The organism is Microbispora sp. ATCC PTA-5024, from assembly GCF_000511135.2.
In the GTDB taxonomy this organism is placed as follows: Bacteria; Actinomycetota; Actinomycetes; order Streptosporangiales; family Streptosporangiaceae; genus Microbispora; species Microbispora corallina.
Genome location: NZ_KI866526.1, coordinates 621,509 through 629,861, shown reverse-complemented (window position 1 = coordinate 629,861; position 8,353 = coordinate 621,509). Strand labels below are relative to the sequence as shown.

Genomic DNA, 8,353 nt, shown 5'->3' with positions numbered 1-8,353 from the left:
GCCGCCGGGGACGCTGGTGGGGGTCGGGTCGGCGGTCGCCGGGCTCGCGGCGCCGGAGTCGTGGGCGGCAGCCCGGACGGCGCTGCGCTTCGCCGTCCCCGAGGAGCCCGTCGTCCACTGGGCCGGCCTGGGCGCGCTCGCGCTGTTCGCGGCCCACGTGCCGGTGGAGGAGGTCGCCGCGCTCCCCGACGTGCGCGCCCTGCGCGCGCTGGAGCAGCGGCCGCACGGGCGCGAACTGGTCGCGGCGCTGGAGGCGCTGTGCGCCGAGGGCACCGTACGGCGGGCCGCGGCGGCCGCACACCTGCACCACAGCTCGCTCGCCGCGCGCGTCGCCCGGGTGGAGGCGGCCCTGGGCTTCTCCCTCGCCGAGCCCGGCGGCCGCCTGCGCGCCCACCTGGCGCTGCGCCTGCTGCGCCTCACCCGCTGAGCCGTCTTCGCGGCTGTTCCTTTGCCGGTTCGCGAAGGCGGGCCGGCCAGGGGCCCGTCGAGGGCGCGGCGCTTTCGCCGAGCACAGGCGGTGAATATTTCAGCCGGCGGGGTGCCGGTCCAAATGGCATGTCACTTCTACGGGCCTGCGTTTCCCATTTATTTTGCGATGCCGATTCCGCAAACGTCGCGGTCGTCCAGGGCCCGTCCGACAAATCTTGCGGGTCACGGATTCGATCGCCCGGAGCCGCCGCTCTTTTCTCATCCCCGGCCGGCACGACGTTTTGGCCCTGCCGAAAACGGAGGCCATTGACGGTCACCCTGCCGGATGCTGAATTCGTTGTGGCTGATAGTGAAGGCGAGAGAAGGGATGCCCATGTTCGCTGTGAAATCAGCCCGGCGGGCGCTGGCGCTGGGTTCGGCGCTCGTCGCCACCGGGGCGTTCGGCCTGGTGGCCGCGCCGCAACCCGCCATGGCCGGCACCACCGTCCTGAACGCCACCGTGGACTGCCTGAACGTCAACTACAGCGGGAGCACCAGTGACTGGTATCCCTATCAGGTATCGGTTTACGCCAGCCCCGGCGGCTCGGTCAGCTACAGCCCCTACGCGATCCCGGCCACACATGCCTACGGAATCACCGCGACGCTGCCCAGCGGGACGACATCCGTCACCGTCTACGCCCTGTGCAGTTCGGGGCACCAATGGGACCTGTCCGGCTACGGCGGGGTCAGCGTCCCCTCCGGCGCGACCAGCGTGAGCCTCACCCTGAACTGCAGTACTCAGCCGGTCTATCCCGGCCCCTGGCTCACCAGCTGCTCGTCGAGCTAGTGCCGGTGCGGCCGCCTGATCGCAGGCGGGCCGACAACGCGGGCAGCGGATCGATCCGCTGCCGCTCGCCCCGGACGGGAGGCGCCGTCCGGGGCGAGCCACCGAGATCTCAGAGGGGCAGGCCGCCCGTGGCGGAGCTCGTGGAGCCGGTCGAGCGGTAGGCCTCGATCGTCCGCTCGGCGATCCGCATCTGGTGGATCTCGTCGGCCCCGTCGGCGAACCGGGCCCACCGGGCGTGCTGGAACATGCTCGCCAGCGGGGTGTCGGTCGAGTAGCCGAGCGCGCCGTGCACCTGGATCGCCCGGTCGACGATCCGGTTGAGGCTGCCCGCCACGAAGTGCTTGGCCATGGACACCTCGGTGCGGAAGTCCTCCCCCTTGTCGATCTTGGAAGCGGCGTGCAGGACCATCAGCTTGCACTGGTACAGCTCCATGGCCGAGTCGGCGATCATCCACTGCACGCCCTGCTTCTCGGCGAGCGGCGACCCGTGGCTGTACCGGTTGAGCGCGCGGTCGACCATCATGTCGAGGGCCGTCTCGGCCTGGGAGATCCAGCGCATGCAGTGGGCGAGCCGGGCCGGGCCGAGCCGGTACTGCCCCAGCCGGTGCCCGTTGCCCCGACCGCCGAGGATCTGGCCGTCCGGCACCCGCAGGCCGCTGATGACGATCTCGCTGTGGCCCGTCGAGCCGTGCATGGTCTCGACCTCGCGGACGTCGTTCCAGCCCTCCTGCGGCAGGTCGACCAGGAAGGCCGTCGTCGCCCCCCGCGCGCCCTCGGGGACGTCGTCCTCGGTCCGGGCGATGAGGATGGCGAACGTCGCCCGGCGGGCGTTCGAGATGAACCACTTGTGACCGTCGATCACCCACTCGTCCCCGTCGCGTACGGCCCGGGTGCGGATCAGGGTCGGGTCGGAGCCGGCCACCTCCGGCTCGGTCATCGCGAAGCACGAGGTCGCGACGCCCTCGGTCAGCGGCCGCAGGTACCGCTCCCGCTGCTCGTCCGTGCCCCAGTGCAGCAGCGTGTGCATGTTGCCCTCGTCAGGGGCGGCGCAGTTGAGTATCCACGGGCCCAGGCGGGTCTTGGCCGCCTCGGCCTGCACCATCGCGAGCTCCACGTGGCCGAGGCCCATCCCGCCCCACTCCTTGGGCATGTGGGGCAGCCACAGTCCCTCGGCGCGCGCCGTGCGGCGCAGCCCGAAGATCGTGCGCAGGTACTCGTCGCGCGGCGCCTCCCGGTCGCCCTCGAACCCCTCGACGGCGGGGATCACGGTCTCCCGGACGAAGGCGCGCACGCGCGCCCGGATCTCCTCGTGCTCGGGCGCGAGGGTGAAATCGATGGCCATCATGCCCCCTCAGGTGCGGTTCGCACCCATTGTGCGGGCAACCGGGCCGCCGTACCAGAACATTCGTCGGTACGGCGGCCCGGCCCCTTCACTCCACGAGCGCCCGGCGCAGCGCGGCGACCTGAGCGTCGGAGGCCCTTCTGCTGATCGTCGCGCCGGGGACCATTCCCGCGAAGCCGTGGAAGGCGCCCGGCCACAGGTGGAACTCGGTCGACACGCCGGCCTGGGCGAGCCGGAGGGCGTACTCCATGCACTCGTCCCGGAAGACCTCGAGCTCGCCCACGTCGACGAAGGCGGGCGGCAGTCCGGACAGGTCGCCCGCCCGGGCGGGGGCCGCGTAGACCGGCACGTCCTCACCCCCGGCCGCGTCGCCGAGCAGCGCGGACCACCCGAACAGGTTGGCCGCCCGGTCCCACACGACGGCCTGCGCGAACTCCCGGCTGGACGGCGTGGTGTTCCGGTCGTCGAGCATCGGGCAGACCAGGAGCTGGAAGGCGAGGGCGGGGCCGCCGCGGTCGCGGGCGAGCAGGGCGGTCCCGGCCGCGAGGCCGCCTCCGGCGCTGGCTCCCCCGATCGCGATCCTGGCGGGGTCGACGCCGAGGTCGTCCGCGTTGCGCGCGGTCCACACGAGCCCGGCGTAGCAGTCCTCGACCGGCGCGGGGTGCGGGTGCTCGGGCGCGAGCCGGTAGTCGACGGAGACGACCACGCAGCCGATCTCCAGCACGTTCGCGGCCATCCGGGCGTCGTCGATCTCGGGGCTGCCGATGATCATTCCGCCGCCGTGGATCCAGTAGAGCGCGGGCAGCGGGCCGTCCTGCGTCTGCGGCCGGTAGATCCGCACCCGCACGGCCGGCGCGCCCTCCGGGCCGGGCACCTTCCTGTCCTCGACCGTGACGCCGGCGGGGAACGCGGGGGCCATCGCCGCCAGGGCCGCGTTCATCTGGGCGCGCATCTCCGGCAGGTCCCCGAAGGTGACCGTCGACAGGTCGGCCGTCATCAGGCCGCCCTGTTCGACGGCCGCCCTCAGCTCGGGGTCCAGGTTCGGATGCTGGCTGGGGCTCTGCGCCACCTCGGCCTCCTCGATGTCGTCCGCTCGGGCTGCTTCCGATCCTGCGTCGCCGCAGGTCACCCGGCAACCGCGAGATGGCGCGAATGGCCCGGCCGGCGCCCGCCGGATGGCGGTTTGCCTCTCCCCCGCCGGGGGAGGGTGGCCCTCACGGACGGGCGCTCCGGTGGTGAGGCCAGGTCCCGGGACCGGCCCGTACGTCCGTCCGGGAGGCGAGGGAGCAGGGAAAGGGGGCGCGGATGAGCGGCCCGAGGCGGCGGCTGGAGGACGGGCCCGCGGACGGGCGGGAGGCCGGCCGCGACCTGCCGGTCGTACGGGGCCTCGACGAGCTGACCGAGCTGGTGGCCCGGCGGCCCGGGCTCTACCTGCGGTACTCGAAGGGGCCGGAGGCCGACGCCGGCCGCCCGAGCGTCGACTACGAGAGCGGGCACCGGCTCCCCGGGCTGTCGGCCACCGTCCTCGACGCGGAGCCGTGGTGGACCAGCCCGCTGCGCGACTGGGTGGCCCGGCAGGTGTGCAAGTACACCCACCTCGGCGAGGAGGCCGACCGCCACGCCTGGGTCATGGCCGGGCGGGTGGCCGGCCGGGGCCCGGACCACGAGCCGCTGATCGCCGACGTCGAACCGGTGGCCCGGCTCGGCGAGAGCGTGATCGAGCAGTCGCGCGAGCACTACGAGAAGGCCTTCGACACCGGCCGCGACTCCACCGGCTGACCCGGGCCGGCGCCCCGCCTCAGGGAACGATGCGGAGCGCGGGGCGGGGGTCGGGCATCCCCAGCAGCTCGCGGACGCGCGCGGCCGGCCAGGCCAGCTGCGCGGCGAGCGCCGCCATGGTCAGCCCGGTCTCGGCCACCGCCAGGTCGAACGCCTCCCGGAGCATGACGGGCTGCTCCCCGGGATAGCCGCTGATCGGCTCGGGGGCGAATCCCGGCTGGCCGCGCAGCTCGCCCAGACGCTGGTAGGCCCGGCCGGCGGCGGAGTCGGAGATCAGGCCGACCTCCCGGCAGCGGTAGAGCAGGGAGTCGACGGACACCCCCCATACGTCGCGCAGCCGGGCCAGCCGGCGCAGGTCGAGCCGTCCCGGCAGGTCGGGCAGGATGCTGTCGCGCGGGGTGAGCAGCTCGGCCGCGAACGCGTCGGCCTCCCGCTCCTGCTGGGAGTCCCCCGAGGCGATGTCCCCGTGCAGGACCAGGTGCCCCAGCTCGTGCGCGGCCGTGAAGCGGTAGCGGTGGATGTCGTCGAACCGGTTGGCCGTGAGCACCACGACGGGACGCGGCAGCTGGGAGGTGGAGAAGGCGTCGACCGTCGCCGCGTCCTCGTCCGCGGGCGGGAACACCACGATGATCCCGTGGGCCTCCATGTGGCGGACGATGTGCGCGAGCGGGCCGGCGCCGAGGCCCCAGAGGCGGCGCAGCGCGCGGGCGGCCTGCGCCGGCTCGCGCGGCAGGTCGACACCGGGATGGACCTCCCCGCCGGAGAACCCCGGCAGGTCGACGCGGGGCAGCCGCACCCGTCGTTCCAGGGCGTGGGCCAGCTCCCAGACCTGCTCGGCGAACGCGACGGCCTTGGCCCGCTGGTAGGCGCGGGTCGAGCGCAGGCTGCGGAAGTGCGCCATCGACCCGTCGAGCTTGCCGTGCGGCCGGCCGGCGAGGAAGAACGCCGGCGGCACGGCCAGGGCACGCGCCAGCCGCGGGATCAGCTCCGGCCTCGGCCGGGTCGCCCCTGTCTCGTACTGCCCGACCGCGGTCGGCGTGACGCCGATCCTGGCCGCCAGGTCCTTCTTGGCCAGGCCGGCCAGGTGGCGGGCCTGGGTCAGCCGGGCCGGGTCGAAGGCGTCGCTGACGGCCTGTGCCCCGGGCGTTGCGGGACGGGCGGGCGGCTCAGGCGTTCCGGGGCGAGCGGGCGGCTCAGGCGTGCTCATCGCCCGCCGCGACCGCCGTCCCCTCCGCCGCCTCGTCCGGGACCCGGGAGGTGTGCGGGCGCAGGCCCAGCTCAGGCGGCGCGCCGTCGTCGAACCGGCCGTGGCCGGCGCCGATCTCCGCGAGATGCGCGCCCGCCGCGAGCGCGAGCGGGATCTGCTCGTGGTGGAGCCAGCGGAGCCTGCCGAAGTCGTCGAGCAGCTCGGCCTCACCCCAGTAGAGCCGCAGCAGCCCGGCGTGGGCGTTCCCCGCGTACGCGACCGGGACGAGGCGGGTGTCGTCGGGAAGCCGGGCCAGGGCCGGACGCAGGCGGTCGAGGTCGTCGCGCTCCTCGATCGACAGGTCGAGCTCCTCCTGGAGGTAGGAGGCGGCCGGGCCGAACCGGGTGAACAGCTCGCGGACCAGGGCCGAGATCCGGCCGTCGCCCACCCGCGCCTCCGTGATCGGAGTGGTGTCGTCCTCGGCGTACCGGAACGGGAGCAGCAGGTTGCCGTCGAGGATCACCAGGTGGTGCGGCGAGCCGTAGGGCCGGACCATGTGGAACCCGGGCTCGTCGCGGAACACCTCGACCAGCGCCTCGTAGCGGCGGGTCATGAGGGTGTGGCCGAACGGGAACCGCTTGTCGCTGCGCGACCACCGCTGGGCGTCCTGGGCGTTGCCCACGGCCTCGGCGAGCGCGGCCACGAGGCGGCGGCGCACGGACTCGGCGTGGTGGCCGAAGCGCCCGGCGGCCCAGCCCGGCCGAGGCGATCCCGTCCCGGTTCCCCCACCCATCGGCGGCCCTCCCGCTTCCGCCGGGGACGCGGCCGCCCCCGGGCACTTCATTTCCGCGCATCCTACTCCCGGCCGTGCTGGAGTTGATGTTGCCCGCCGCGGCGCGCCGCACCCTTGGTAAAGTCTGGAATCCGTCAAATCGGTTCCAATAGGGAGAAAACGTGGCGCCCGAGGCGCGGCAGGCGTCCCCGGGCCGCCGGACGATCCTCTTTCTGGCGGTGGCCTGCGGGGTGAGCGTGGCCAACGTCTACTTCCCCCAGGCGATCAGCCCGCTCATCGCCTCCGGTCTGCGGGTGCCGCCCGACGAGGCCGCGCTGGTGGTGACGGCCACCCAGATCGGGTACGCCGCCGGGATCTTCCTGCTGGTCCCGCTGGGCGACCGGCTGCCGCACCGCCCGCTGATCGTCACGCTGCTCGCGCTCACCGGACTCGGGCTGCTGGCGGCGAGCGCCGCGCCCACGCTGCCCGTCCTCGTCGCCGCGAGCGCCGCCGTGGGCGGCACGACGGTGGTCCCGCAGGTGATCGTCCCGATGGCCGCCGGACTGGTGCCGCCGGAGCGCCGGGGGGCCGTGACCGGGACGCTGCTGAGCGGTCTGATCGCCGGCATCCTGCTGGCCCGGACGTTCTCCGGCACGGTCGGGCAGTGGCTGGGCTGGCGCGCGCCCTACGTCGTCGCGGCGGCGGTCGTGCTGGCGCTCACCGCGGTCGCGGCCGTCGCGGTGCCGGTCACGACCCCGGCCTCGCGGCAGCCGTACCCGTCGCTGCTGGCCGCGTCGGTGCTGCTGCTGCGCACCGAGCCCGCCCTGCGCCGCTCCTGCCTCTACCAGGCCACGATCTTCGCCGGCTTCTCCGCCGCCTGGACCTGCGTCGCCCTCCTCCTGACCGGCCCGCGGTACGGCCTGGGGGCGCAGGCGGTGGGCCTGCTCGCGCTGATCGGCGCCGGGAGCGTGGTCTGCGCCCCCGCAGCGGGGCGCCGCTCCGACCGCCACGGGCCCGACCAGGTCAACCTGTGGTGCGCGGCCGGCGCGGTGGCCGCGGCGGCCGTCCTCCTCGCGGGCGTGGCGGGCGGCCCGGCCGGCCTGGTCGCGCTGGCCGCGGGCATGCTCCTGCTCGACGTCGCCACCCAGGCCGGGCAGGTGGCCAACCAGGCGCGGATCTTCGCGCTGCGCCCCGAGGCCCGCAGCCGGATGAACACGGCGTACATGACCTGCGCCTTCCTCGGCGGCAGCGCCGGCTCGTGGCTGGGGGTGCGGGCCTACACGGTGCTCGGGTGGCCCGGCGTCTGCGCGCTGGTGGCCGTGCTCGCCGCGACCGCCCTCGCCCGGCACCTGCTCCACACGCCGTCGGCGGGCCGTGCGGACCCCCCGGGAGACCGGAGCGCCGGCACCCCCTGAACGGCCGCCGGAGCGGTCACCGGCGGCCTCCTCCCTCCACGGTCTGATCCTGGTCATGAGCGTGCTGTGGCCGCCGTCGCACCCTGTCGCGGGCCGGGGCCGTCATCTAGGGTGAGAAGACCAGTGGGGGTTCCGCGCCTCCGCGATCGTCGAAGGACGGCGATCATGGACCTGAACGTCAGCGTCACACTGTTCCGCCCCGCCGACCGCCTCGCGGTCATCCGGGTCAGCGGAGATCTCGACCACACGACGGCGGATCGGCTCGCCGCCCGGCTCCACGCCCTGCAGTCGTCGTGGGCCCGGCACCTCGTGGTGGACGCCTCCGGGCTGACGTTCTGCGACGTCGCGGGCGGCCGGCTGCTGGTCGCCACCTGCGCGTCGCTGACGGAGCGGGGAGGAAGCCTGTCCGTGGCGGCGGCGCCCCCGGTGCTCCGGAGGCTGCTCACTCTGGCGTGGCCCGGCCGGATCACGCTCTGCGCCACCCCGGAGGAGGCGGTCCGGCGGGCGACCCGAACCGGGACGCCCGGAGGGTCCGCCGCCGCGAGCGGGGTCGTCGTCGCGAAGCCGGCCGTGCCGGGCGCGGAGCCCCCGGGCCCGCCCTGCC

General features: G+C 74.6%; 9 protein-coding genes. 5 read left to right on the top strand and 4 right to left on the bottom strand.

Features of this window, described 5'->3' with window-relative positions:
• Both MPTA5024_RS33570 and MPTA5024_RS33565 read left to right on the top strand, forming a co-directional pair.
• Positions 1-427: helix-turn-helix domain-containing protein (locus tag MPTA5024_RS33570; protein ID WP_198167543.1), on the top strand; the 427-nt coding region annotated here is incomplete at its 5' end.
• A 375-nt stretch (positions 428-802) separates the two neighbouring features.
• Positions 803-1,255, top strand: a complete 453-nt coding sequence (locus MPTA5024_RS33565) for a hypothetical protein (protein ID WP_157099863.1) — start codon at positions 803-805, stop codon at positions 1,253-1,255.
• A 109-nt stretch (positions 1,256-1,364) separates the two neighbouring features.
• Here the strand turns inward: MPTA5024_RS33565 and MPTA5024_RS33560 are convergent, their stop codons facing one another.
• Together MPTA5024_RS33560 and MPTA5024_RS33555 are read right to left on the bottom strand one after the other, a co-directional pair.
• Positions 1,365-2,600 (bottom strand): acyl-CoA dehydrogenase family protein, encoded by a 1,236-nt coding sequence (locus MPTA5024_RS33560; RefSeq protein WP_232326753.1) that lies wholly within the window; start codon positions 2,598-2,600, stop codon positions 1,365-1,367.
• Positions 2,601-2,685: 85 nt separating this feature from the next.
• Positions 2,686-3,666, bottom strand: coding sequence for an alpha/beta hydrolase (locus MPTA5024_RS33555; RefSeq protein WP_036331765.1), 981 nt, complete (start codon positions 3,664-3,666; stop codon positions 2,686-2,688).
• Positions 3,667-3,902: 236 nt separating this feature from the next.
• Here MPTA5024_RS33555 and MPTA5024_RS33550 point away from each other — a divergent pair, with 236 nt between their 5' ends.
• Positions 3,903-4,376, top strand: a complete 474-nt coding sequence (locus MPTA5024_RS33550; RefSeq protein WP_051458970.1) for a DUF6098 family protein — start codon at positions 3,903-3,905, stop codon at positions 4,374-4,376.
• A 19-nt stretch (positions 4,377-4,395) separates the two neighbouring features.
• Here MPTA5024_RS33550 and MPTA5024_RS33545 read toward each other — a convergent pair whose 3' ends face one another.
• Positions 4,396-5,583 (bottom strand): helix-turn-helix domain-containing protein, encoded by a 1,188-nt coding sequence (locus MPTA5024_RS33545; protein WP_084370207.1) that lies wholly within the window; start codon positions 5,581-5,583, stop codon positions 4,396-4,398.
• On the bottom strand, positions 5,570-6,355 hold the full coding sequence (locus MPTA5024_RS33540; RefSeq protein WP_051458969.1) for a hypothetical protein: 786 nt from the start codon (positions 6,353-6,355) through the stop codon (positions 5,570-5,572). Before MPTA5024_RS33540 ends, MPTA5024_RS33545 begins: the two co-directional genes overlap by 14 nt.
• 161 nt (positions 6,356-6,516) lie before the next feature.
• On the opposite strand from MPTA5024_RS33540, the gene MPTA5024_RS33535 reads away from it, so the two are divergent.
• A complete protein-coding gene (locus tag MPTA5024_RS33535) occupies positions 6,517-7,749 on the top strand; it encodes an MFS transporter (RefSeq protein WP_036331762.1) in 1,233 nt (410 codons plus the stop codon).
• Between the two features lie 165 nt (positions 7,750-7,914).
• The coding region (locus MPTA5024_RS42930) for an STAS domain-containing protein (protein ID WP_084370238.1) at positions 7,915-8,353 on the top strand (439 nt) is incomplete at its 3' end.

Bases quoted from the DNA above. Each gene is read 5' to 3' on its own strand.
- MPTA5024_RS33565 (WP_157099863.1), top strand. From the start codon at position 803: ATGTTCGCTGTGAAATCAGCCCGGCGGGCGCTGGCGCTGGGTTCGGCG.
- MPTA5024_RS33560 (WP_232326753.1), bottom strand. From the start codon at position 2,600: ATGATGGCCATCGATTTCACCCTCGCGCCCGAGCACGAGGAGATCCGG.
- MPTA5024_RS33550 (WP_051458970.1), top strand. From the start codon at position 3,903: ATGAGCGGCCCGAGGCGGCGGCTGGAGGACGGGCCCGCGGACGGGCGG.
- MPTA5024_RS33545 (WP_084370207.1), bottom strand. From the start codon at position 5,583: ATGAGCACGCCTGAGCCGCCCGCTCGCCCCGGAACGCCTGAGCCGCCC.
- MPTA5024_RS33540 (WP_051458969.1), bottom strand. From the start codon at position 6,355: ATGGGTGGGGGAACCGGGACGGGATCGCCTCGGCCGGGCTGGGCCGCC.